Origin of the sequence: Tautonia marina, assembly GCF_009177065.1 — a bacterium.
In the GTDB taxonomy this organism is placed as follows: domain Bacteria; phylum Planctomycetota; class Planctomycetia; order Isosphaerales; family Isosphaeraceae; genus Tautonia; species Tautonia marina.
The window spans coordinates 1-24788 of record NZ_WEZF01000035.1; the positions used below are offsets into that span (position 1 = coordinate 1).

21 protein-coding genes are annotated in these 24788 nt (G+C 64.7%); 15 read left to right on the forward strand and 6 right to left on the reverse strand.

Annotation, left to right across the window (positions count from 1 at the left end; all coding sequences use genetic code 11):
- Positions 1-386: 386 nt before the first annotated feature.
- Together GA615_RS28510 and GA615_RS26180 are read right to left on the reverse strand one after the other, a co-directional pair.
- Positions 387-653 (reverse strand): integrase core domain-containing protein, encoded by a 267-nt coding sequence (locus GA615_RS28510; RefSeq protein WP_161602579.1) that lies wholly within the window; start codon positions 651-653, stop codon positions 387-389.
- A 24-nt stretch (positions 654-677) separates the two neighbouring features.
- Positions 678-2648 (reverse strand): metallophosphoesterase, encoded by a 1971-nt coding sequence (locus GA615_RS26180; protein WP_161602580.1) that lies wholly within the window; start codon positions 2646-2648, stop codon positions 678-680.
- A gap of 1278 nt (positions 2649-3926) precedes the next feature.
- On the opposite strand from GA615_RS26180, the gene GA615_RS26185 reads away from it, so the two are divergent.
- The 7 genes from GA615_RS26185 to GA615_RS26215 all read left to right on the forward strand — a co-directional run bounded on the left by GA615_RS26185 (position 3927) and on the right by GA615_RS26215 (position 9267).
- Positions 3927-5174: an RNA polymerase sigma factor gene (locus GA615_RS26185; RefSeq protein WP_152054309.1), complete on the forward strand. Its 1248-nt coding sequence runs from the start codon at positions 3927-3929 to the stop codon at positions 5172-5174.
- A gap of 162 nt (positions 5175-5336) precedes the next feature.
- Entirely contained in the window at positions 5337-5798 is a 462-nt protein-coding gene (locus tag GA615_RS26190) for a VOC family protein (protein WP_152054310.1), read from the forward strand.
- 48 nt (positions 5799-5846) lie between these two features.
- The gene (locus GA615_RS28345; protein WP_152054311.1) at positions 5847-6620 is read left to right on the forward strand and encodes a YciI family protein; all 774 of its coding nucleotides are present in this window, start codon (positions 5847-5849) and stop codon (positions 6618-6620) included.
- A gap of 110 nt (positions 6621-6730) precedes the next feature.
- Positions 6731-7159 (forward strand): VOC family protein, encoded by a 429-nt coding sequence (locus GA615_RS26200; RefSeq protein ID WP_152054312.1) that lies wholly within the window; start codon positions 6731-6733, stop codon positions 7157-7159.
- A 93-nt stretch (positions 7160-7252) separates the two neighbouring features.
- On the forward strand, positions 7253-7687 hold the full coding sequence (locus GA615_RS26205) for a YciI family protein (protein WP_152054313.1): 435 nt from the start codon (positions 7253-7255) through the stop codon (positions 7685-7687).
- Between the two features lie 105 nt (positions 7688-7792).
- Entirely contained in the window at positions 7793-8971 is a 1179-nt protein-coding gene (locus GA615_RS26210) for a WD40/YVTN/BNR-like repeat-containing protein (protein WP_152054314.1), read from the forward strand.
- A complete protein-coding gene (locus GA615_RS26215) occupies positions 8968-9267 on the forward strand; it encodes a MoaD/ThiS family protein (protein WP_152054315.1) in 300 nt (99 codons plus the stop codon). Before GA615_RS26210 ends, GA615_RS26215 begins: the two co-directional genes overlap by 4 nt.
- Before the next feature lie 199 nt (positions 9268-9466).
- Here GA615_RS26215 and GA615_RS26220 read toward each other — a convergent pair whose 3' ends face one another.
- Both GA615_RS26220 and GA615_RS26225 read right to left on the reverse strand, forming a co-directional pair.
- Complete coding sequence (locus tag GA615_RS26220) at positions 9467-10438, reverse strand: HEAT repeat domain-containing protein (RefSeq protein ID WP_152054316.1); 972 nt, start codon at positions 10436-10438, stop codon at positions 9467-9469.
- A gap of 214 nt (positions 10439-10652) precedes the next feature.
- Complete coding sequence (locus GA615_RS26225) at positions 10653-11168, reverse strand: DUF1697 domain-containing protein (protein WP_152054317.1); 516 nt, start codon at positions 11166-11168, stop codon at positions 10653-10655.
- A 755-nt stretch (positions 11169-11923) separates the two neighbouring features.
- On the opposite strand from GA615_RS26225, the gene GA615_RS26230 reads away from it, so the two are divergent.
- Positions 11924-14224, forward strand: coding sequence for a nitric-oxide reductase large subunit (locus GA615_RS26230; protein ID WP_152054318.1), 2301 nt, complete (start codon positions 11924-11926; stop codon positions 14222-14224).
- A gap of 374 nt (positions 14225-14598) precedes the next feature.
- Here the strand turns inward: GA615_RS26230 and GA615_RS26235 are convergent, their stop codons facing one another.
- Both GA615_RS26235 and GA615_RS26240 read right to left on the reverse strand, forming a co-directional pair.
- Positions 14599-14790 (reverse strand): MOSC N-terminal beta barrel domain-containing protein, encoded by a 192-nt coding sequence (locus GA615_RS26235; protein WP_201750334.1) that lies wholly within the window; start codon positions 14788-14790, stop codon positions 14599-14601.
- Positions 14791-14873: 83 nt separating this feature from the next.
- A complete protein-coding gene (locus GA615_RS26240; RefSeq protein ID WP_152054319.1) occupies positions 14874-15146 on the reverse strand; it encodes an acetyltransferase in 273 nt (90 codons plus the stop codon).
- Between the two features lie 796 nt (positions 15147-15942).
- Between GA615_RS26240 and GA615_RS26245 the strand changes: the two genes are divergently transcribed.
- The 7 genes from GA615_RS26245 (at position 15943) to GA615_RS26280 (ending at position 24684) form a co-directional block, all read left to right on the forward strand.
- Positions 15943-18120 carry an AGE family epimerase/isomerase gene (locus tag GA615_RS26245; RefSeq protein ID WP_152054320.1) on the forward strand — a complete coding sequence of 726 codons (2178 nt, stop codon included), beginning with the start codon at positions 15943-15945 and terminating at the stop codon, positions 18118-18120.
- Between the two features lie 82 nt (positions 18121-18202).
- Positions 18203-19876, forward strand: a complete 1674-nt coding sequence (locus GA615_RS26250; RefSeq protein WP_152054321.1) for a DJ-1/PfpI family protein — start codon at positions 18203-18205, stop codon at positions 19874-19876.
- Between the two features lie 22 nt (positions 19877-19898).
- A complete protein-coding gene (locus GA615_RS26255) occupies positions 19899-21557 on the forward strand; it encodes a thiamine pyrophosphate-binding protein (protein ID WP_152054322.1) in 1659 nt (552 codons plus the stop codon).
- 31 nt (positions 21558-21588) lie between these two features.
- Positions 21589-23364 carry an EthD family reductase gene (locus GA615_RS27660; protein ID WP_161602581.1) on the forward strand — a complete coding sequence of 592 codons (1776 nt, stop codon included), beginning with the start codon at positions 21589-21591 and terminating at the stop codon, positions 23362-23364.
- A gap of 39 nt (positions 23365-23403) precedes the next feature.
- On the forward strand, positions 23404-23835 hold the full coding sequence (locus tag GA615_RS26270) for a nuclear transport factor 2 family protein (protein ID WP_152054323.1): 432 nt from the start codon (positions 23404-23406) through the stop codon (positions 23833-23835).
- An 85-nt stretch (positions 23836-23920) separates the two neighbouring features.
- Positions 23921-24220, forward strand: a complete 300-nt coding sequence (locus GA615_RS26275) for a muconolactone Delta-isomerase (protein WP_152054324.1) — start codon at positions 23921-23923, stop codon at positions 24218-24220.
- Positions 24221-24240: 20 nt separating this feature from the next.
- Entirely contained in the window at positions 24241-24684 is a 444-nt protein-coding gene (locus GA615_RS26280) for a cupin domain-containing protein (protein ID WP_152054325.1), read from the forward strand.
- Positions 24685-24788: the final 104 nt, after the last annotated feature.

Genomic DNA, 24788 nt, shown 5'->3' on the forward strand with positions numbered 1-24788 from the left:
GACATCATCGGTGTGCGAACACAGGACCTGGCATGCGCCGCTTTCGGTCTGCCATAGGCGAACGGTGAAGTCCCGACGGCACGAGGCGAGGCGGAGGCCGTCGGGACCGAACGTGGCAACGAAGGCCCGCGGCCGCCCACGAGGGCCTCTCTCATCTCGGTCACCGACCGAAAACCTCACATCCGCATCGCCAACTGACCTGGAACCGAATTCTTGTCCAGGGATTATGAGAGTGTGGGATCGGGGATTAGAACGACGTCGGTCGGGGGGAACGAAGCGGCCCAAGAATCGGTCCGGCCTCTGATGGCAGGGTCTACGCACGTTAGAAACGCTGAGTTTTTCGCTGGTTTGGTCGTCCCAATCCAAATTCTACAACAATGCAACTTTTATGTTGAAACTTCTATAATAGAGAAAACGCAGTATTTTTCATGGTAATGTTCAAAGTTGCACCACAATAATCGGTTTCCCAAATTTCCTGTTGTGATGCGTAGACCCTGCCTCTGATGGTTGGAGTCCAGGCGGAGGTCTTCGAGAATGACCTTCGCCGCCTCCGGCGTCTCGAACACCTCACGGTCCAGCAGCTCGTCTTTCAATCGGCTGTTGAACGTCTCGCTATAGGCGTTCCCCCACGGGCTCCCCGGGGGGGCGGACACCCCCAGGGCCCGGGTCGATCCGGCTCAGGGCCGGCGGACGAAATGGCCGAACCGGGCGTTGGAACGATCGACGTCCCGGGTGCCCCGCCAGAGGACGCGGGCCGGCTCGGCACCGGACTCGTCGACATCCGAGACGACGACCGAGAGCTGGAAGCTCGACCAGTCGGCGCCGTCCTGGGCCTCGGCCAGGGCCGAGAGCGGCATGGCGAGCTCGACCTCATAGCCCCCCTCGATCTGCCGGGAGGCGGCCCGGGCGCCCTCGATGGTCGGACCATCCCGGCGACGGCCGACCTCCAGGGCATCCGAGGCCTCGTCGCCGTTCGGTGCCGGGGCGGGGATCGTGAACCGGTGGCCTCCGCGGGCGAAGCGGGGGTCCGAGACGCGGCGGTCCATCGGCCGGGGGTCCCAGAGCACCTCGAGCCGATCCTCGCCGGGGACGACCGCCTCGTCGAGCACCCGGGCGGCGAGGTAGAGCATCTCGTCGTCGTACGCCAGGTCGAAGGACAGGTCGGCGTCGCCGGGGCCGGTCCAGGACTCGGCGGCTCCCAGGATCATCGGCGGGCTGGGCAGCCCGTTCCGCAGCGACTCCCACTCGTCGAGCCGGCCGTCGAGGGCGACGTCGTGGTCGGCCGGGGAGATCGTGTAGCCCCGGTCGATGACGACCGGTACCGCCTGCTCGGCCTTCAGCGGCGCCTCGCCCTCGGCGGCCTCGCCGGTGATCGTGGCGGTGAAGACGGTGCCGGCCAGCGCCTCGAAGGGGATTGGCTCGCCGAAGGCAACACGGACGGACAACTCGGCGGCCTCGCCGGGCTCGGCGGTCAGCTCCAGGGAGGCGGGATCGACCGTCAGGCCCCGCAGCGGCAGGCCCTCGATCCGGCCGCTGACGGTCACCGGGACGTCGAAGTCGTTGGCCAGGCGGACGTCGATCCGTCCCTCGTCCAGGCCTTCCCCCTCGGTGATCAGGATCGGCGCGACCTGCACCGAGGCGTCGGTGAGGAACTCTCGGAAGCGGGCGATCCCCTTCTCGGTGACCGTGTCGGGGGCGAGCACGCCGTCGAGCAGCAGGTGGGAGACCCGGGGGCCGTCGGGCTCCATGGTCAGCCAGGTGACGTGGTCGAACTCGCCGTAGGGGACGCCCCGGAGCTGGGAGCCGCCGCCGGTGGTCGCCAGGTGGTAGTAGTTCATGCCGTTGCGGTCATACTGCACGTAGTGGTGGACGTGGCCCGCGAAGACGGTGTGCGGGCGGTCGCCGAGCATCGCCTCGACCCGCTTCCAGTTGGTGGGGTCGGGGTTGCCGGCGGCCATCTCGCGCTCGGCGTAGGTCCAGAGCGGCTTGTGCAGGAAAAGCAGAGTCCATCGGGCGTCGGCGTGGGCCGCGAGGTCCTCCTCGAGCCAGGCGAGCTGCTCCTCGCCGAGGTGCTGCTGCGGGTCCTCGGAGTTGATCGCCACGAAATGGACGCCCTTGTAGTCGAACGAGTACCACTCCCGACCGAAGTGCTCCCGCCAGATCCGGTGCATCGTCGGGTTGGTGAGGTCATGGTTGCCGGGGACGAAGAAGAACTTCATCTCCATGGTTTCGATGAAGCCGAGGAACTCCTCCCACTGCCGCTCGATCTCGGGCACCTCCTCGGTGTAGCCCTCGATCAGGTCGCCAACGCTGACCACGAACTCGGGGCGGAGCAGGTTGACCTTCTCGACCCCCTTCTCCCAGATGCCGGGACGGTGGCCGCCGGTGCGGTCGGTCATGATGGCGATGTGGAAGCGGTCCGGGTGGTTGAGGTGCGGCGCATCCGACCAGGGCTTCGGGCCGTCAATCGGCGGCAGGATCAGGCCGGTCGGGTACTTCGGCCCGGCGGCCTCCGCGGGGGCCTCGCCCGGATGATCGTGGCCGTGGCTGTGCGGGCCGTCGTGGGCCCTTGAGGTCGATGGGGCCGCGGCGCCCCCGATCAGGGCGAGGCCGACGGCCATTGCCCGTATCCACTCGGCTCGGGTCATCACGATCACTCCTCGATGGTTGCCGTTTCTGGTGTAATCCCCTGCGGGACGTCCGTACGCCCGGCGAAGGGCCCATCGTAGAAGGAAAGTGAGTCGAATCCGAGTGCTCCCCGAGAGCTTTTCGGGAAGTCTCGAGTCCGAGATCAACGGCGACCCGATCGGAGCGATCAACCCGGGTATGCGACGACTCTGCCTGTCATTGAGGATGAAGGTGCTGAACGAAGGATGCTTGGCAGAGAGTCGACTTGCGAGACTTGCGCGCTCCAGTCCGACAAACGCCGAAGGGCTATCGGTCGTTTCCCTCTCAGGCGGCTTCTCGCTCGGATCGACAGATCGCGTCAGCTGCAAGGAGGCGCGTTCGAGCCGGCCTCGCAACCCCGGGTAGGGGAAGGCTGGGGGGGGCACCTCAACTCCAGGACATCCACGAAGGTTGGCCCCAGTTCCGGGAAGGACGCCCAGACCGTGAGTGACGGACCGGCCGACGTCGGCCGCAGAATAGGCGTATGGGAGGGCGTATGCGCGCCCCCCAGTGAGGTGACGGGATGGAGAAAAGGCCGTGATTCGCGGTGTTTCGAGGTCGTCGTGGGCCGGTCTCGAAAACCGGTGTACCGGCAACGGTACCGTGGGTTCGAATCCCACCTCCTCCGCTTGCGAGTCCTTGAGAGTATGAGCCTTGTGCAGAGAGCCGCGTCCTGGACGCGACTCTCTGCGTTTATGGAACTCCCGTGGAATAATGGCCCGGATCATCGCTCGCATGTCGCATCCGGGCGCATGGTGGTAGATCGCGAAGTCGTGCGATGAATGCACACCGGCCCAATTCCGGAAGTTGCACGATCGTTTGATTGAGCAGCACAACAGGCTCGCGGCTTGACGGCGGTTCGACGACCTGCCTCAAGTGCGGGGCGCCAGGCGGGTGGTTCTTCTCTGGCAGACCTCGTCGAAAAAACGGTCGGGACCGGAGTTGCGCCCGGGATGCTCTTACGTTGAGGAGAACCTTCGAGCCGTGCTCGAAGGGCAGGTCGCGAGCGCCTCGGCAGTTGATGAGGTTTCGGCCCGGATCTCGAAATGCGAGGTCATCCAGGACGGTCAGGAGCTGGCGAGTGAAAGGCCGGGGGGATCCCGAGGAATCGGCCTCAGCGGTTCGCGCTCGGTCGTAGTGTACAAATTTCTCCAACACCTCTTGGCGGAGGCCGGGCCCGGATGTATGGTGGGGCGATTGACTCGGCCCTCCGACTTCGCAGGAGGCCGCATCACGAGGCGTCTCGGAGAGCCAGGATCATGGAGGAGTGCCCGGGCGATCGAATCCGGGGCCTGGTGGATGAGGTCTACCGCGCCGAGTCGCGCCGCGTCTTCGCCACGCTGATCCGGCTTCTCGGTGACTTCGACCTGGCCGAGGAGGCGTTGCACGAGGCCTTCGCCGTAGCAATCGAGCGGTGGCCGAGGGATGGCATTCCCAGAAACCCCCGGGCGTGGCTCGTGTCGGCCGGGCGATTCAAAGCGATCGACGCCATCCGCCGGCGCGGCCACTTCGTTGATCTCCAGCCAGAACTCGCCGGTCGACTCTCGGAAATCGCCGAGGCCAATTCGGCCCGGGCCGACGAGGAGGTTGAGGACGATCGCCTCCGGCTCATCTTCACCTGCTGTCACCCGGCGATCGACCGGAAGGTTCAGATCCCGCTCACGCTCCGCGAGGTGTGCGGATTGACGACCGAGGAGATCGCGAGCGCCTTCCTCACCGCTCCGGCGACGATGGCCCAGCGCCTTGTTCGAGGGAAAGCCAAGATCCGGGACGCCCGGATCCCGTTCGTGATCCCTTCTTCGGACGAACTGCCCGAGCGTATCGAGTCGGTTCTTGCCGTCATCTACCTCGTCTTCAACGAGGGCTACTCAGCCACGGTCGGTGAGGCCCTGACCCGAGCCGACCTTTCGGGGGAGGCGATCCGTCTCGGGAGGCTGGTCGCAGACCTGCTGCCCGCCCCCGAGGCAACCGGCCTCCTCGCTCTCATGCTCCTTCAGGAATCCCGCCGAGAGGCCCGCACGACTCGGGACGGAGACATCATCCTGCTCGAAGACCAGGATCGATCTCGGTGGGACGTCCGGCTCATCACCGAAGGCCGAGCGCTCGTCGAGAGGGCTCTCGCCTCCCGAGAGGCCGGGCCGTACTCCATCCAGGCAGCCATCGCCGCGATTCATGCCGAGGCTCCGACTCCGGAAGCCACCGACTGGCGGCAGATCGCGGCGCTTTACGACCTGCTTCTGGCGATCCACCCTTCTCCAGTAGTCGCGCTCAACCGTGCGGTCGCCGTGGCCTTTCGAGATGGCCCGGACGTCGGCCTCGGGCTCATCGATGCGATCCTCGAACGCGGCAATCTGGCCTCGTACCACCTCGCGCACGCCGCTCGGGCCGACCTGCTCCGCCGGCTGGGCAGGCGAGACGAGGCGAGGTCTGCCTACGACCGTGCGCTCGACCTCGCGCAGCAGGGGCCGGAGCGTCGGTTCCTGCAAAAGCGGCTGGCGAGCCTCTAACGATCGAACCGCCTCGGCGGTCGGATCCCTGGCCTTCGAAAATATCGTGCGTCGTGTGTCGATTCGCGGTTCGACCGTTCGACCATCAGGAAACCAACCGGGCGGTACTCCTTGATTGGCAGGAGGATTGCCGCGAAACGACCTGCGCTTGCGAGGGTTTCCATGACACGACAGAAGATCAAGCCGTGCTTGTGGTTCGACGATAAGGCGGAAGAGGCCGTGGCGTTCTACACCTCCCTGTTTCCGGATTCAGCCCTCACTAAGATCACTCCTGGGCCTTCCGGAGAGGCGCTTGTGGTGGAGTTCCGCCTCGCCGGCATTGAGTTTCTTGCGCTGAACGGGGGGCCACACTTCACGTTCAACGAGGCAATTTCGCTCTCGATCGACTGCCAATCCCAGGCTGAGGTCGATGAACTTTGGACCAGGCTCTCCGAAGGGGGATCGAAGGGCCAGTGTGGCTGGCTGAAGGACCGGTACGGGCTTTCCTGGCAGGTCGTCCCCTCGGTGCTTACGGAACTCCTCGCGGATCCGGACCGAGCGAAGGTGGGCCGGGTCATGGAGGCCATGATGGGAATGTCTCGGCTGGACATCCGGGCGCTCCAGGATGCGGTAAATGCTCAGTAAGTCTCATGCTCCTCGCCTCGTCGAATTGTCAACGCCACGGAGATCGCAATGAAGTACATTTTGCTCATGTATGGGGACGAGCGCCTCTGGACGGAGGAGGAGCGGAAGTCCTGCATGGTCGAGTCCATGAGGATCTGCGACCGCTTGATCGCCGAGGGGAAATACCTTGCCTCCTCGCCGCTCGAATCGGTGACGACTGCCGCGACCGTCCGGGTGCGTGACGGTCAGGTACTCGTCGTCGATGGTCCCTTCGCGGAAACAACCGAGCAGCTAGGCGGCTACTACATCCTGGAGCTTGCCAACCTCGACGAGGCGATCGCGGTCGCGAGTGCGCTCCCTCCCGCGACGAAAGGAACCGTCGAGATCCGCCCCGTGTTCCCGCTGGAGGACTTGCCGCCGTCTCGAAACCTCCCCGAGAGTGCCGGCGACGCCGACGGGGCAAAGCGACCGTTCATGCTCCTCTGCTATGACAACGCCGAGGCCTGGCGGGCGGCCGGTTCCGCTGCACTCAGGGAAGCCATGGCCGAGGCCGCATCGCTCGCGAGGCAACTGAGCGATTTCGACATGTATGTGGATGCGTCGCCGCTTCATCTCACAGAGGTCGCCACTTCGGTGAGAGTCCGATCAGGCAAACGCGAGATCACCGATGGCCCGTTCGCCGAGACCAATGAGATCCTCGGGGGCTACTACGTGATTCTCGCCGAATCGCGCGACGATGCCCTTCGCATCGCGGCCCGACATCCAGGGGCGCGGGTCGGATCGGTCGAGGTACGTCCCCTGTTCGACGTGTCTGGGCTTCGAACGCTCTCGACTCAATCCTGAGTCGGTGTCGATTTCCAAAGCTCCCAATCGACCACCAAGGGACGCCAGCGAGACGGCAGGAGGGTCTGCCTTACGCCCGCCTCACGACGATCAAATTGGAGGGAGAATTCATGACCAACGCCACTCTGACCCCGTACCTGTTCTTCTCCGGCCGATGCGAGGAGGCTCTCGAATTCTACCGCAAAGCCCTCGGGGCCGAGGTCGAGATGCTGATGCGGTTCGACGAGAGCCCCGAGTCCCCTCCGGCCGGAATGCTCCAGGACGGCTTTGAGAAGAAAGTCATGCACGCCTCATTTCGGGTCCTCGGCGCTTCGATCATGGCCTCCGACGGGTGCGACGACCAGTCGACATTCGACGGTTTCCGTCTGTCGATCACCTTGCCCACCGAGGATGCAGCCCGGAAAGCCTTCGATGCCCTGGCCGACGGTGGCAGCGTCCAGATGCCCCTCTCAGCAACTTTCTGGTCGCCGTGCTACGGGATGGTGACCGACCGGTTCAATGTCGGCTGGATGGTCACCGTTGCCGGACCCACGAGCTGACGCGAGTCGGAGCGCACCGCCGCGGTCAGACCGCGGCGGCCTCTTGCAAGAGGATCAATGGCTGGAACACGACACACATTGAGGAACGATGCGATGAAGGTCATGGTGATTGTCAAGGCGACAGATCACTCCGAGGCCGGAGCACTCCCGAGCGAAGAGCTGCTGGCAGCCATGGGCAGGTACAACGAGGAACTCGCGACGGCGGGAATCCTGCTCTCGGGAGAGGGCTTGAAACCGAGCGCCCAGGGGGTCCGCGTCCGGTTCAGTGGCGAGGGTCGCGAGGTGACCGATGGTCCCTTCGCCGAGACGAAGGAGTTGATCGCCGGCTTCTGGCTCTGGCAGGTGAAGTCAATGGACGAGGCCATTGCCTGGGTCAAGCGCTGCCCAAACCCGATGCCGGGCGATTCCGAGATCGAGATCCGCCCCGTCTTTGAGGCGGACGACTTCGCGCCGAGCGATCCGACGGGAGAACTCCGGGCCGCGGAAGCTCGGCTCCAGGCCAGGCTGAACGAGCGGGCCTCCGTTTGAGGCGAGGATTTCGCAAGGGCTGCGCTGGATACCGCGGCCCGGCCAGAAGACACGAATGCGGGCATTCGCCGGAGGATGCCCGCGGCAATCGTCAAGGAGACGTCGATGAGCAGGGTGCGAGTGCTGGTCGGTACGCGCAAGGGAGCGTTCATCCTGACCTCGGACGGCACGAGGGAGCGCTGGGAGGTCGATGGCCCGCACTTCTCGGGCTGGGAGGTGTATCACCTCAAGGGTTCGCCTGCCGATCCCAATCGGCTCTACGCCTCACAGTCGAGCGGATGGTTTGGGCAGATCATCCAGCGGTCGGACGACGGTGGCACGTCGTGGGAGCCCCCCGGCGGCGGGCCGACGACCGGCCCGGACGGCATGCCCGTGGGCCAGAGTAACCGGTTTGCCTATGATACGTCGGACCGAACCGGAAAGCCCTTGACGACCCACCAGTGGTACGACGGCACGCAGCACCCCTGGAAGTTCAAGCGCGTCTGGCACCTCGAACCCTCTCTCACCGATCCGGACGTCGTCTTTGCGGGGGTGGAAGATGCCGCGCTGTTCCGGTCGGACGACGGCGGCCTGAACTGGAACGAGCTGTCGGGGCTCCGGGGGCACGAGTCGGGACCCCTCTGGCAGCCGGGAGCCGGCGGGATGGGGGCCCACACGGTCCTCCTCGACCCGAGCGCCCCGGACCGGATCTTCGTGGCGATCTCGGCCGCCGGTGTCTTCCGCACCGACGACGGCGGCCTCACCTGGGCTCCCAAAAATCGGGGCCTCCGGTCACAGTACATTCCCGACCCGGACGCTGATGTCGGCCACTGCGTCCATCGGATTGCCCTTCACCCCTCGCGTCCTCACGTGTTGTTCATGCAGAAACACTGGGACGTGATGCGCAGCGACGACGCCGGCGATTCGTGGCACGAGGTCAGTGGCGATCTTCCCAGCGACTTCGGCTTTCCAATCGACGTCCACGCCCATGAGCCCGAGACTGTCTATGTGGTCCCGCTCACGAGCGACGCGGAGCGCTACCCACCCGAAGGGAAGCTTCGCGTCTACCGAAGCCGGACCGGCGGAGGCGCATGGGAGCCGCTGACCGAGGGCTTGCCGCAATCCGATTGCTATGTCAACATCCTTCGAGACGCCATGGCCGTCGACCGGCTGGACCCGTGCGGCGTTTACTTCGGCACTACCGGCGGCCAGGTGTACGTCTCGCCCGACTCGGGAGATCGCTGGAGGCCGATCGTCCGGGACCTACCCGCTGTGCTCTCCGTGGAGGTCCAGACCCTACCATGATTCGCGTCGTCATCCCTTACCACCTGCGGAACCTTGCGGGGATCGGTGGCGGCGAGGTTGAGCTGGAGGTCGAGGGTCCGGTGACGCTGCGATCGCTGCTCGACGCACTCGAGGCCCGCTATCCGATGCTTCGCGGGACGATCCGCGACCATGCCACCCAGCAGCGGCGGGCCTTCCTTCGATTTTTTGCCTGCGAACAGGACTTCTCTCACGAAGCCCCCGATACACCTTTGCCCGAAGAGGTCGCCTCGGGCAGAGAGCCCTTCCTGATCGTCGGGGCCATCGCGGGTGGTTAGCTGGCCCGAAGTCGCGGGACTTCGTATCGAGGTTCCGCGAACCCTTCGCCATTCACTTCGATTGAGGTGTCAATGTCCTTGCATTCGGAACGCAGGATTGCTCTCGGGCAGGTTGCTTTCGCCAAGGGTCCGGGCCGGGCATTCAGGCTGGACTCCTGAGCATCGGAACTTCAGGATCACTCACGATTGCCTGGACTCTCTACCCGAACGCACGATCGAACGCAGCCCGGATCGCCGGTCGATCGCGCTCCTCGACGACCGACTTCACCCGTTCACGGATGAGCGGGTCGTCCTTGTGGATCCCGAGAACCGCGAGAGCCTCGGCCGCGTCGGGTTCCGGTCCGGTTGCGACAAGTTCCGCCAGGAAGTCGAACGCGGCGGGGCGGCGCAGGATGGCCACGGCCAGAAGCAGATGCCGTTTCAATTCCGACGAAGACGAGTGCCGCCAGCACTCCACGAGTGGATCGAGCGCCTCGGCCAACCGCGACTTACCCAGCGCGAGGGCCGCCGACTCGCAGCCGATCGGGTCGCTTGGGTCAAGGTAGGTGACCACGAGAGTCAGGTACTCGCTGGCGTCGACGGCCAACAGGCCGCCGAGGCACTCGGAGAAGACATCGGGATCGGTGTCGCCGATCCGGGCCTTCAACCGAAGCACCAGGCCCGCGGCCTCTCCGCCGACGGCCCCGAGCGCCGTGGCCGCCGCGCTCCGCACGTCCTCGGCGGGATCGGCGAGCGCGTCGACCAGCAACGGCAGCGCGCCAGTCCCTTCGACCCGTGCCAGGGCGAGAACCCCCGCGGCACGCAGGGGCGCAGCCGAGTCCTCCGAGCCGCCCCAGACCGGTTCGAGCTGCACATGCCGCGCCGCCTTCAAAAAGACTCCGGAATCCGGATGTTCCATGTCGTTGAGGGCCTGCACAATGCCGAGCTTGGCCCGGCAGAGCTTGTCGTCCTTGAGCGGGTTGATCAGGAAGCGATCGAAGGCCGCCTCCAGCTCACCGGCGCACTCGACGAGCGAATTCTCCCCGGCGATCGCTGCGGCCGCGGCAACGACCAGGTTCGATCGGTCACCGATCCGAGCCCTCAGCTCGGCCTTTTGCTCGTTGGTGAGCGACTGGCCGCGGAGGGCCCGCAGGGCCGCGAGCTTGTCGTCGAGAGATCGTCGGGCTGCCATGCTTCACTCCAACGTTTCGGAGAAGGAAATCCTTCCGGGAACGCGTTCGCGGACGCGCCGAGGACGCGACCGTGTGCCTCTGGGCAGCATCGTCGAGACGTGCGTTGAAGCCGGTCGCGTGGTCCGCGTCGCTGGCTTCACCGCAACTGATCCTCGTCTCTCACTGGATGACCGTGCCCAACTTGAACAAGCTGGACCGGCCAGGCCCAGCCGGTCAGCTCAGTTCGGCGGCCATCTCGGCCAGCTTGGTCACCGTGTTGATGTTACGTGCCGTGCCGGCCACGGCGGCGGGGATCTTCAACCGGGACCGGCCCATGCCGTCGCCGTAATGGACGTAGATCTCTCGCCTTCCGAGGCGGATCTCCTCGCCGGCACGGCCGGTTGCCCGTTCCACGGTCTCAGCGGGTGGGGGGGCGTCCAGGAAGATGGCCACGGTCCGGCTGGGCGAGGCGTCCGGGAACGGGTTGCTCGCGACGACATCCCTCATCTCCACGGCGGTACGAACCAGCACGCCGACGGGCTTGCTGGCGTACCGTTGCAGGGCAGACTCCAGGGCCGCCTTGACCTGGGTTTCCGATAACTCGCTTGCGAAAACGACATTGCCACTGGCGATGTACGTCCGGACACAGAGGAATCCGGAGTGTTCGCAAAGGGCCTTGAGGTCGCTCATCGGCAGTTTTCCGGTGCCACCGACGTTCACGGCCCGGAGCAGGGCAATATAGGCGTTCATGACAGCACCGATCCCTGGCGTCGTGGCGGGGAATAACTCTCAGCCGTTCGAACCGATGGTCCGAGGTCAGCACCTTGCTCAGCCGTTTCGTCTGGGTGGCCTGGAGCGGTCGCGGCAACCTCTCGACCCTCACCTCTCCAATGTGGGACAGCGGTGAAGTCCCAGAGACCTCTCGCAAAGCACGCTGAACGCCCATCGGCCTGAGTCGTCACCTGTCTTCCATCGGCGATACGCTGCTTCGAGCTCGAACGGCGGGGATGATTATCCCGCGGATGGCCCGTCTCGGCCACCGGAGATTCGCTCCACCCGCGCCGTCAGTTCGCCAACCGGCCGCGCCGCCGCGCCGCCGCCGTGCAAACCTCTCCGGCCGACGACGATCCCGGCTCGCCCAGCGCCCGCAGTACCTTGGCCGGGTCGCCAACGGGCACCCTCGTCTCGGCCGTGATCGCCTGCGTTGTCATCGGTTCGCGCGCTGCAAGACCGATGCAGGCCTTCGCCCGCAGGGCATACTCAGCTGTCTACGAGATCATCGGGGCGTCTCTCCAAGAGAATCGGATATTTGGACCTTGACATCCAAATATGGGTGGCGATACTGTTCGAGCAAGGGATCGTCAATCCCGACGAGACGATGGGACGGCCGGGCTCGGCTCCGAGCGCCCTGTCGCGCGGCCCGCCGCGCGGGTCGGGGGCTGGCCGTCTTCGCGAGACCTGTACGTGGCGTTGGGGCGACGCCGGCAGAGTGAGGGAGATCGAGGATGAAGTACCTGCGCCTGTGGATCGCCTTGGGAGTCGTCATCGCTGCGTCGTTCGCGGTGCTGGGCTATTACGGATGGGATCTCTACCGCCAGGCACCTCCGGTGCCGGGACGGGTGGTGACGAGTGACGGACAGGTCGTCTTGACCGGGCAGGAGATCAAGGACGGTCAGAACGTCTGGCAGTCGATGGGTGGCCAGGAGGTGGGCACGATCTGGGGGCACGGCAGCTACGTCGCCCCCGACTGGTCGGCCGACTGGCTGCACCGCGTGGCGACCTGGCTGGTCGAGCACTGGGCCGCCGACGAGTACGGCCGTCCCTTCGACGAGCTGGACGACGAGGCTCAGGCCGCCCTTCAGGCCCGGCTCCGTCGCGAGCTGCGGACGAACACCTACGATCCGGAGACAGGTGACCTGATCGTTTCTTCGCTGCGGGCTGAGGCGATCGCCGCCGTCGGCGATCACTACGCGGCCCTCTTCGGCGACGACCCCGACCTACACGACTTGCGCGACGCCTACGCGATTCCGGCCAACTCCCTCAAGACCCCCGAGCGCCGCGAGCAGCTCAACGCCTTCTTCTTCTGGGCCTCGTGGGCCTGCGCCACCAACCGGCCCGGAGGCGAGGTGACCTACACGAACAACTGGCCGGCCGAGGAGCTGATTGCCAATCGCCCGTCCGGGGCCTTGGTCGTCTGGTCGGTCCTGAGCTTCGTGTTGTTGCTGGCCGGTATCGGCGCCCTGGCCTGGTACTTCGCCGCCGAGCGACACAGGGGAGACGAATACCATGAGCCTCCCGGGGCCGACCCGCTTCTGGCTCTCCGCCCGACACCGTCAATGCGAGCGACCTTGAAGTTCTTCTGGGTCGTCGCAGCGTTGCTGGTGGCGCAGGTCGGCCTGGGAGCGGTCACGGCGCACTACGGTGTCGAGGGCTCGGGCTTCTACGGCTTCCCGCTGGCCGAGTGGCTGCCGTACAGCGTCACCCGGACCTGGCATCAGCAGCTCGGCATCTTCTGGATCGCCACGGCCTGGCTGGCGACCGGCCTGTTCATGGCGCCGGCCGTCTCGGGGCACGAGCCGAGGTTCCAGCGAGCCGGGGTGAACTTCCTGTTCGTCAGCCTTCTGATCATTGTGGTCGGCTCGATGGCCGGTCAGTGGCTGGCGGTCCAGCAACGGCTCGGCCTGGAGGCGAACTTCTGGTTTGGCCATCAGGGATACGAATATGTCGACCTGGGCCGTTTCTGGCAGCTCTTCCTGACCGTCGGCCTGTTCCTCTGGCTCTTCCTGATGGCGCGGGCCATCTGGCCGGCGTTCCGCCAGCCGGGCGACCACAAGCACCTGCTTGGCCTGTTTCTGCTGGCCTCGGCGGCGATCCCGATCTTCTACGTCCCGGGCCTGATGTGGCACCGCCAGACCAACCTGGCGATTGCCGAATACTGGCGCTGGTGGGTGGTTCACCTGTGGGTCGAGGGCTTCTTCGAGGTCTTCGCCACCGTGGTCATCGCCTTCCTGTTCACGCGGATGGGTCTCTTGCGAACGACAACGGCCACCGCCGCGGTCCTCTTCGCCACGACGATCTTCCTCTCCGGAGGCATCATCGGCACCTTCCACCATCTGTACTTCACCGGCACACCGACGGCAATCCTGGCCCTGGGCTCGGTCTTCAGCGCGTTGGAGGTGGTGCCGCTGGTGCTCATCGGCTTTGAGGCGTATGAGAACCTGACGCTGTCTCAGGCTCGGCCGTGGGTGTCGGCCTACCGCTGGCCGATCTATTTCTTCGTGGCCGTGGCCTTCTGGAACCTCGTCGGCGCCGGGCTGTTCGGCTTCCTGATCAACCCGCCGATCGCCCTCTACTACATGCAAGGCCTGAACACGACCCCGGTGCACGGCCATACGGCCCTGTTCGGCGTCTACGGGATGCTTGGCATCGGCCTGATGCTCTTCTGCCTGAAGGGCCTGACTCTCCGCCGCGAGTGGAAGACCGGAGCGCTCTCCTTTGCCTTCTGGACGATCAACATCGGCCTGGCCCTGATGGTCCTGCTCAGCGTCCTACCGGTGGGCCTCCTGCAAACCTGGGCGAGCGTCGAGCACGGGATGTGGTACGCTCGATCGGCCGAGTTCATGCAGACCGATCTTATGAACACCCTTCGCTGGCTCCGCGTCGTCGGCGACACGATCTTCGCCACCGGGGTGGTCGCGCTCGGCTGGTTCGTCCTCGGTCTCCGGTTTGGCTGGTCGACCCGGTCCGAGCCCGACGCCGTCGCGCGGGCATACCCGGAACAGGCCGAGGCACTCTCCGCCCGCTGACCGCGAAATGATGGGGGATGCGATCAGGAACGCGAGGAGCGACGTGGCCACTGAGGTCTCCGAACTCCGGGTGACCCTCTTGCCTGGACTTTCCCACGGATGGCGGTTTCCGGGATATGAGCATTGCCTTGTTGGTGTACGCATCGCTGCGGCAAGCCCTCGATGTCCGGCTAGTACTCCTCCAGGCGAGGGTTTTCAGGGGCCGAGGCGACGAGCCGAACCTCCCTTCCAAGCAGCTCGGAGAAAGCCCGGTCCACGTCATCCCGGTCGCTTCGGAGCGATCGGCCATCTGGCAGCGTGATGCGGACGGGAGGCGGTGGCGAGCCCGCGATCGGCTCGTCGAGGAACTCGGTGCGGCAGTCAAAAAGCTGGCCTTACTTGCGAGGACTCTTGGCGCTGGCGATCCGACCATCGGCGACGTCAACCAGCGCGTAGGCCCGGTCGCCAACCAGACCGCGCTCGGTGACCTCGGCGGCGATTCGCTCCTCGCCCATCATCGACTTGACCGGATAACGCCACAGGAGGACGAATTCTCCGAGCACCGCATCGGGGGATTCCACCATCATCTTTCCTCCTTCGTTTGGCGTTGGAATCAATCGCGGCGAGCCCGACCCGGGAAGCGCGTGCGCCGCCATTCCCGGGCCGAGCATCATGGTGTCTCTGGAGAATCGGTCCTCGATTCGATCGTCGGTAGATCGCCGAGGGTCGATGCGGTACGGCTCGATTCGGGGGCCGGGGGCAGCCCGCTCTCCTCCAGGCCGCAAACCGATCTCAGATCGAGCGTGCGGATCGCTCCGACCGCCGCCTCCCAACGGCCCTCGGCGCAGAGGCCGCTCAGGCCGGCATCTTCGTACGCCTCGACCGCCGCTCGTACCAAGGCAGATCGCACACGCTCGGCAAGTTCTGTCGATCGGTTGTCCACCGTTTCCCCTCTTGTGAGACCTCTGTCCAGTTCCTCGGAGACTCCGGGAGCCATGAAGTCTGCCACGACACGATGACGGCTCGGTAGCCCTTCAACCAGATGAAACTCAGGCTCAAGGCTTCTTCGACCATCTTGACGCCTGGGGATCGCTGATGACGAGGTCGCTCCGCTGTTCGATTCGCAAGCCCCCGCGAATGGCTGAGCGCGAGGCATGCGTCGGCCGCTGGTGACGCCTGGAGACGCGGGGAATTTTAATGAAGAAATCGAGATGTTGAGAGGTCGATTTTGGAGTGATCCACACGCTCTTTGGAATCCAAATCTCTGAACCGTTTTCGACTCCAAGAATTTTTTTCAATTAGGCTCTTGCGTTTGCTTATGAACGCAGTATCGTATCGCAAGGATCGGGATTGGAGTCGCAGTGAAGGCGATCCCAATCAAGATAACGTAATCCTGTAGTAGCAACGGGATTGAAATGACTCAACTGCTCGATCTCTCTCGACTGTTCTGATCGTACGGGATCGCCGCCTTCTTCTCCTGACCTTTTCAAGAGGTCGAACGACGAGAATCGACTCGTTGAACCTCTTGTGAGTTGCACCGACCAAACTGGTCCGGTTGGGTAGTACGTCTCATCAGTGATGCTGCATGATCGCTCGGGTTCGATGCCCGGAGTTTGGGGAGCGTCCGCCAGCACCGCACAGGGGCATGTAATTGCCTCGTGTGATTTCGATGATCGGCAAGATCGTTTCGGTGGGTTCCACAGAATCGTCCGCAAGATCCCAGTCGGGCCAGGAGAACCATGAACCACTACGTTGCGTCTCGCACCGTCATGGGGGTCGTCGTGGACACGGTCGAGGAGGGGGCGCTCGACAAGGATCGGGACTGGTTCCGAATCCAGACCGCCAGTGGCGACGAATATGAAATCTTCATTTCAACCGAAACGTACTTCACCGTATTGACGAACATCGACGGACTCCCTCGCGACCGCGTGCCCAACCCCGAAGGGTACGACGAGAAACGACTCTCCCATCGAATCCACAAGTATGTGGTTCCCGAATCACTGATCGTCGTGCTGGGGGTCGATCAGGATCACGACGGTCGGCGCCGATTTGACGCCCGAACCGTCTACCTGCTCGATTCGCACAGCCGTTCCGAGTCGTTCCAGTTCGAGACGGACGACTGGTGGCAGATCCAGATCCGAGAGCTGGCCAACGGCTGGCTCGACGCAATCTTCGGCGACCGTCGAGACTACTCCGAGGCCGACTTCGCCGAGCTCTACCGAACCAACCTGAACATCACCGGCATGCCGAAAGGCCCCAAAGTGCAGGAGATGGCGACACTCTCTCGCCTGATCTACGGCCTCTCCTCGGCGTACCTGCTCACCGGACAGTCCCGGTTTCTGGCAGCGGCCTCGGCAGGGGTCCGCTACCAGCGCGAGGCGTTCCGCTTCCTCTGTCACGGCGGCACGATGTGCATCTGGGCGTTCGGGCGGCAGGGCAGGGACGGCAACCTCACCAAGATCATTTACCCGTCGCAAAACGACGACGACAAGAACCAGTTCCCGCTCTACGAGCAGATTTACGCCCTGGCTGGCCTGGCCCAGTTCTTTCGCATCACCAACGATGCAACAGTGCTTTCCGATATCCGAGGGACGATTGAAGCGATCAATTACTTCTTTCTGAACCACGACGACCCGGAGGACCGTGGGTATTACTCGCACATCGACTACGTCGAGCGACGGCCCGATGCTCCAGTTCTGGGCGACAACCGCGGCAAGAAAAACTGGAACTCGATCGGCGATCACCTGCCGGCCTACCTGATTAATCTCCTGCTGGCCATCGACCCGCTTCCGCAACTCGTAGACGGGGGGCGGGCGGCAACTGAAGACCTCACCAAGCTGGTCAAGACCTGCCATGAGATGCTCCGCGAGACGAGTGAACTCATCGTCGAGAAGTTCCCGGCCCGAGAGCGCGATGGTCGTCCGAAGGAAGGGAGGGATGGCAGCGTCTTCGTTGACGAACGGTTCGAGAGCGACTGGACTCCCGACCACAATTGGCGCTGGCAGAAGAATCGAGGGATCGTTGGCCATAACCTGAAGATCGCCTGGAACCTCACCCGGGTGGCGAACTACCACCTGCAGCGGGAGGAATCGCAAGCGGCCCGTCGAGCGCTCGAGTTGGCCGAGCAGCTTGCAATGGACATGGCCGTTCACGGCCTGGACCGGCACCGGGGCGGCTGCTTCGACGCCGTCGAGCGGATGCCGTCCAACGGAATGCCCTACGAGATCACCTGGATGCCGACGAAGGACTTCTGGCAGCAGGAGCAGGCGATTCTCGCCTACCTGATCCTCTACGGCGAGACCCACAACATTGAGTATCTCCAGAATGCTCGGGAAATGCAGGCGTTCTGGAATCTCTGGTTTCTCGACCGCGACCGCTGGGGAATCTACTTCCGCGTCACCGAGGATGGGCTCCCTTACATCGAAGGAATGTACGGAGACAAGGGAGGGCATTCCGTCTCCGGTTACCACAGCTTCGAACTCAACTTTCTTGCACACATCTACCTGAGATCTTACCTGTCCGACGACGAAAACACCGCCAACCGATTCAGCCTCTACTTCAAACCCTCCGCCGACGCGATCGGTCACACCATCAACGTGCTCCCTGACTTCTTCCCGCCCGGCAGCGTGGAGATCGAATCGGTAGCGGTCAACGGGGTGCCGAGGCACCTGAGCGAAGACGCCCGGGCGCGGTTCCAGATCCCCCTGGCCGACGGCGACCTTGGTCGTGAAGTTGCCGTCATCTTCCGATCCACCATCTCGAACTGGTGGTCCCGGCTCGAAGACCGCCGCGAGAAGTTCCGTCCCGAGAAATACCGAGGGCCGTCGGCCCCCAAGCGACGCTACACCCCTCCCGTCCTGAAGATGCCGAGTCGCTCCCAGGCTCAGGGGAAATTCAAGGAATCCGAGGTGTTCTGACATCGGGTGTGTCTCTCGGATCCGACACACCAGAACCGAAACCGGCCAGTCCTTCCTTAATGTCAAGATCCAGGGGGAACTGATGGACGATCAACCCTTGCGGGGGAAAAAAGTCGCGATCCTGGTCGAATCGGAGTACATCCCGAAGGAGCTTGAGGCGTACGAAACGCATCTGGGACGCCTCGGGGCCGAGGTCCACTTCCTCTCTCGGCTCTGGGGAAATGATCAGCTCTACATTATTAACGACATCGACCCGAACGGCGATCTGGTTTTCTCAGGCGGCACACCGGACATCGAGCAGACCGCCAAGAAGCTCCAGTTCCGCGAGGTTCGACTGGGGCTCCGCGAGCCGAACGACCCAGACGGCGTGGTCCGACCGCAAGTCTCCGACTACGCGGCCGTTCTGCTGGCAGCCAATTACGTGAGCGTTCGGCTCCGCTACTTCGAAGCGGGGGACCAGGCGATCACGCCCTCAATGGTCCGCGAGGCCCCCGCGGTGCGGTTCGTGGCTGCGGCCATGCGACACCCTCGGGTCGTCGTCGGGGCGCTCTGTCACGGACTCTGGCTGCTTACCCCTACCCCGGAACTCCTCGCCGGTCGCCGCGTGGTCTGCCACGAGGTGGTCCTCGCCGACATTCATAACGCCGGGGCTCAGTATGTCTCGCCAACCCCCGCAGATCGACAAAAGGACTTCAGCGCCTGGACTCCCGATCAGTCGATGCCCTCCGTCGTGGTGACCGACGGCGACCTTGTCACCGGACACTCCGCCCATGCCGTTGTCCCCTATGTCTATGCGGTTGCCCGAGCGGTCGAGGCGGTCGGCCACGTCACCCCGGCGGCGCCTTACACGCTTCCCCCGCCTCGGTCGCAAAACAATCAACGAATCCTGACGCTCCTTTCCGAGCATGGATACTGGGGTGAGGAACTCGTCGGACCGATGGAGGTCTTCGCCGAACGGGGCTATGAGGTTGACTTCGCCACCCCCAACGGTCGCCGTCCCCGCGCCCTGGCGCCGAGCATGGACCCCGACTACATCGACCCTCCTCTCGGAAGGTCCGTCACCTCTCCCGAGATGGCCGCCAAGGTTCGCCGCTGGGACAACGTCTCGGCCGACCGAAGTCCGGAATCGAAGCGGCTCGACACCCCGATCAGCCTCGCCGACTGGGTTCCTGAGCGCCCGTACTGGTCGTCTCCGCTGCTCGTTCGCGGCCTGGAGGCGTACCACCGAGAGCTGGACCGGCTTCGCCAGGAAATCGCCGACCGCTACGATGCGCTGCTCATCGTCGGAGGGAGTGGACCGCTCGTCGATCTCGTCAACAATCAACGTGTTCACGACCTGATTCTCGCCTTCCTCGCCCTCGATCGTCCGATCGGTGCCGAGTGCTACGGCGTAACATGCCTCGCCTTCGCCCGCGACATGGAACACCGTCAGAGCATCCTCCGCAACAAGCGCGTCACGGGCCACTGCCTGGAGTACGACTACAAGGACGGCACCGGCTTCGTCGATCCCTCGACCGTTGCCCAGCCCACGGCCGGCTTTATCCCGTTCAACATGGGGCCTCCTCCTTACCCGCTGGAGTACATCCTCCGAGACGCGACCGCGCCGGACGGTGCCTTCATCGGCAACTTCGGCAAGGAGACTTCGGTGATCGTGGACTACCCCTTCATCACGGGCCGCTCCACTCCAGACTCCTACCTCACTGGCCAGAAGATGGTCGAGGTCCTCGAGGGTGGACTGAGGCGTTTCGGCTGGTGAACCACCTCTCGGAGGCCCACAGATGGACGGCAATCACGCGATCCTTGAGCAGCTCATCGCCGACGGCTTCGAATTCATGTTCGGCCTCCCGGGGACCGAGGAGGAGGGCTTCCTCGATGCGCTGACCGACTACCAGGATCGACTCAGGTACATCCTCTGCTATCAGGAGTCGGTGGCTGTGATGGCCGCCGACGGCTATGCCCGGGCGACCCGACACCCCTCTCTGGTCCAGATCCACAGCACCCCGGGACTGGCCAACGCCCTGGGGGCGATCTGGGAGGCGAAGAAGGGGAATGTCCCTCTGGTGGTCCTCGGCGGCAAGACCGGCGTGAAGTATCTGCCGATGGAAGCCCACATGTCCGGCGACGTGGTCAACCTGGCTCGCCCGGTGACCAAGTGGGCCGGCATGGTCACCCACCCCGCCTCGACCCTGCGAATGCTCCGCCGGGCAATCCGGATTGCCTGCACCCCGCCTCGGGGACCGGTCTACCTCTGCCTACCGATGGACGTTCTCGACGCCGAGTCTGAGGAACAGGTTCGCCCGACGGTCATCCCCTCGACCCGAGTCGCCCCGGAGCCGGACTGGATTCATCGGGCGGCCGACATGCTCGCCGGCGCACGCGAGCCCCGCATCTTCATTGGTGACGGCGTGGTCGCCTCCGGTGCCGAGCAGGCCCTCCGGGCGGTCGCGGAACTCCTCGGAGCCCCCGTCTGGAGTGTGCATCAAGGCGATATGGTACTCGATGGTGACGACCCGCTTTTTCAAGGGTTCACCGGCCGGATGTTCGGGACCGACAGCACCCCTCGGTTCCGCGAAGGAGACGTGAACTTCCTCTGCGGCACCTACGCCGTTCCCGAGGTCTTCCCGGAGCTTGGCCCGGTTTTCGCCGAAGGGTCCCGGGTCATCCACGTCGACCTCGACCCCGAAAACATCGGCAAGAACCACCCCCTTGATCTGGGCGCGGTGGCCGATCCCAGGCTTACCCTGGAGCATCTCGCCGAGGCCCTTGCCGCTCGCCTCGCCGGGCAAGACCGCAGCGCCGCCACCGAGCGGATCAGGACACTGGCGGAGGAGAAGGCCCGCCGCCGTCAGGAGGCCATCGACCGAGACGACTCTCTCTCTGGCGACGGCCTGATGCCATTCGCCGCCGTTGCCCGCGAGCTGGCAGCGCAACTGCCCGAGTCGGCGATGATCTTTGACGAGAGCCTGACCTGCTCACCTGCCCTCACTCGCTACCTGACTCCCCGGGCGGGCCGCTACTTCATCCCCCGAGGGGGCTGCCTGGGTATCGGTTTACCCAGCGCGATCGGGGCCGCGGCCGGCATTACCGACCGGATGGTCGTCGGCCTCACCGGCGACGGCGGGGCGATGGAGGTCATCCAGTGCCTGGCCACCGCCGCTCGGTATCAGGTCCCCGCCAAGCTGATCGTGTGTAACAACCGGAGCTACAAGGTCTGCGAGTTCAACCTGATCCCGTACCGCCGCGACCGGGGGATCGACCTCAACCGTCCCCAGCCGGAGTTGTTCGATCTTTCCCGGCCCGACCTCAACTTCGCCATGCTGGCCGAGGGGCAGGGGGTGAAGGCCGCCCGTGTCGAGAACCCCGACGACATCGGGCCAAGGATTCGAGAGATGATCGCGCATCCGGGACCGTTCCTGCTCGACGTCGTCGCCGGATGATCGGATCACCGACCCCGCCTGGAGCCTCGCCATGATCCACCAGCTCATCTTCGCCCAACCCAAGCCGGGGATGACCGAAACGGACTTCCAGTCCTACTGGCTCAACGTCCATGCCCAGCGATTCGCCCGCCACATCCCCCAAATCCGCCGCTACGCCATCAACGTGCGAACACCCATCGCCGGGCTCCCCCACGAACTTCCCGGCGGCTACAGCGTCGCCGAGATCTGGCTGGCCAACGACGAGGAGCAGCTCGCCTCACTCCAGTCCCCCGAGTTCCTCGAAGGGGCGCGACGCGATGAGCCCAGATGGGCCGCGTTCTGGGCCACCTTCGGCCTCGATACCGACCCCCAGACGCTCCTGGAGGGGCCGCCATTCGCGGCCGAGGACCCTCGCGTCAAGCTCCTCATCCTGCTGAAGCGACGGCCGGGCATGGAGGTTGATGAGTTCCGCCGAATCGCCTCCTCATCCCACGCCGATCTCGTCCGAGGAATCCCCGGCCTCCGCCACTATGTGCAGGGGACGGCCCGGGATGGTGCCTACGCAATCGGCGAACCTCGGTTCGACGCGGTCGAGCAGCTCTGGTTCGACGACGAGGCTTCGCTCCGCGCCGCGATCGAATCAGACCACTTTCGGCGGTCTTTCACGACCAACGAAAATTCGCTTTTTGATGCTAGGCATTTGTTTGCCCTTGCGGCGCAGGCTCACTGGGTCATCGGACCCGAGTTCCGCGACCCCCTTCCGTCCCGTCCTGGAGGCGATCCGGTGCGGCTCTGTGAGGCCGTGTCCCGTGGCGATCACGACGCCATCCGCCGGGCCTTGACCCTGGGCGCGGACCCGAACGAACGCGATGCCGACAGCGGACTGACAGCGCTGATGCTCGCTGCCGGTCGCGGCGACGAACCGGCGGTCCGGATGCTCCTGGACGGCGGTGCCGATGTCCACACCACCGACCCGAAGGGCGGCTGCACGGCGCTGCACAAGGCCTGCCAGGGCGGCAATCCTGGGGTCGCCCGCGCCTTGATCGAGGCCGGGGCCTTCGTCGATGCCGTGGCTGTCACCACCGGCCATACCCCCCTCTGGGACGCCCTCTGGTACAAGTGGCCCGAGATCGTCGGAGTCTTGCTCCAACAGGGGGCCGGTCTGGGTCACAAGGCCGCGTATGGTTTCACCCTGGAACAACACATCACGTTTGAGGAAGACGTGAATCCTACCCCCGAGGCCCGCGAGAAATTCCGGCAGGCCCGCGAGCAGGTCGAGGCCCGCCGCCAATCCGACCAGGACACCGTGGTCCGGCAGCAACTGATGGCAGCCGTCGTCCGGAACGACCTTCCTTCCGTGCAAAAGCTCCTGGCTGGCGGAGCAAAAGTGGATGAGCGGTCGCCAAGGCTCAACGGGTTCAACGATCTGCACACCCCGTTGCTGGTGGCCTGCCGCGACGGTCACTCAGAGATCGCCGCCGCCTTGATTCAGGCAGGCGCCGACGTCAACGCGGTCGAGCCCATCTTCGGTGCGGTCCCCTTGCACAAGGCAGTCTACAACGGCCACGCCGACATCACCGCCCTGCTCGCCGAGCAGCCGGACATTGACCTCGACTTCCAGGGCGCAACCAACGGATACACACCGCTTCATGATGCCCTCTGGCACGGCTTCCGCGACTGTGCCCGCATCCTGATCGACGCCAACGCCCGCCTCGACCCCCGAGGCCACGATGGAAAGACACCCCTGGACATCGCGGTTGAGACGTTCGGATCGGCCGACGAGCTGGTGGATCTGCTTCGGCAAAAGGGCGCCGAGCAACACGTGTAGCGAGACCAACACCGGAACGGCCCAAGGGGAGGGACGACGATGGAAAGCCCGACGACTCGCGAAGTGGCCGAGACCTGGTTCGAGGCGCTGACCACAGGCCAGATCGACCGCGCGATCGCCTGCCTTGCCGACGATGTGGAGTGGATCAACTACACTCCCGTCCCCGGCCTGAACGACATCATGCCCTGGATCGGCACGTATCACGGGGTCCAGGCGGTGATGGATTCCTTCCTCCTTTTCACCTCGCTCGTGCAGGTGAAACGCGAGGAACTCGTCCGCCTGGCCGTCGACGGTGAGAACGCCGCGGGCGTCATCTACGAGCTGTCCACGGTCAAGGAAACGGGCCTCGACTTCGAAATCGAATTCATCCAGTGGCTCACGATCCGAGGGGGCAAGATCGTCCGCTGGAAGTCCTACACCGACCCGTCCCCCATCATCGTTGCCATGCGAGGGTCGTCGCCGTCCGCCTGAACCGGAAGGCCGGCGATCCGAACCCCGACCACCGTCGTTTGGGCCATCACCCGATCCGAGTGCCGTTCCCGAGGAGCCACCGGCCATGCTGTTCTTCGTCCAGATGCGATGGAATATCGAGGGGCGATTATCCTTTGACGAGCTCTGGGAGCTGGAGGAGCAAGAGGCCGCGTGGGCCATGAGCGAAGGCCCCGAGGCTCAGCTCTGGAAGGTCGCCGGTCAAAAACGGGTCATCGGCGTGGTCCAGGTCGACTCGATCGAGGAGCTGGACCGGATCGTCATGGGACGATTGCCGATGCGTGAATATTTGGAGTTTGAGGCGATCTGGCCCCTCCGCGACTATCCCGGCTTCATCGAAGATGTTCAGCGTCGGTACAAGGTCTGACTGCGACTCCGGGAGGATGAATGATGCGACGCGTCGTGACGGCCCTCACTCCAGGCGGAACCTCGTCCGTGATGATCGACGGCCCCCCCGAGCCGCCGATTGCTCCGCCGGGCGCGCCGGGCCTGTCCTTCGTCAATCTCTGGGCCACGAGACCATCCCCGGGGCTTCCTGTCGATGACAGCGATGCCGCGCAGGGGATGCCGGTCCTTCCCGAGGCCGGGGGAACCTGCTTTCGCCTGATCCGCATCGAGCCCGGGCACGGCATGGACATGCACGCCACCGACACCATCGACTATTTCGTCCTCCTCTCCGGAAGTATCACCCTGACCCTCGACGACGGCGCCGAGCTGGACCTGGGCCCGGGAGACTGCCTGGTGCAGGCCGGGGCCCGGCATGCCTGGCAGAATCGAGGAAATCACCCTTGCCTACTTGCCGCCGTCATCGTGGGAGCCGTCCGAAGCTGACGTACGGAACGATGCTGTCGGCGTTGGAGAGAGTCAATCACAGGACGCCGATGCTCAGGCGGTTCCCGCTCGTGTGTGGTGGGCCAGCACTTGGGGAATGGCTC